Here is a 413-nt window from a genome sequence, read left to right as displayed (position 1 = left end):
GGCCACGTTGACCATGGTAAAACTACGCTGACCGCAGCTATCTGTACGGTACTTGCAAAAGTACACGGCGGTGCTGCTCGTGACTTCGCGTCAATCGATAACGCACCAGAAGAGCGTGATCGTGGTATCACCATCGCAACGTCTCACGTTGAGTACGATACGCCAAACCGTCACTACGCACACGTTGACTGCCCAGGACACGCTGACTATGTGAAAAACATGATCACCGGTGCGGCGCAGATGGACGGTGGTATCCTGGTTGTAGCAGCAACTGATGGCCCAATGCCACAGACGCGTGAGCACATCCTACTTGGCCGTCAGGTTGGTATTCCAAACATCATCGTGTTCATGAACAAATGTGACATGGTTGATGACGAAGAGCTGCTTGAGCTGGTTGAAATGGAAGTACGTGA

The 413-nt window shown here is 52.1% G+C and carries 1 protein-coding gene; it reads left to right on the top strand.

Annotation, left to right across the window (positions count from 1 at the left end):
* The coding region (locus BZG25_RS15725) for a GTP-binding protein (protein ID WP_131826123.1) at positions 1 to 413 on the top strand (413 nt) is incomplete at both ends.

The sequence above is a fragment of the Salinivibrio sp. ML198 genome (assembly GCF_001996015.1).
GTDB lineage: Bacteria > Pseudomonadota > Gammaproteobacteria > Enterobacterales > Vibrionaceae > Salinivibrio > Salinivibrio siamensis.
This window is presented reverse-complemented; position numbering and strand designations above follow the sequence as displayed.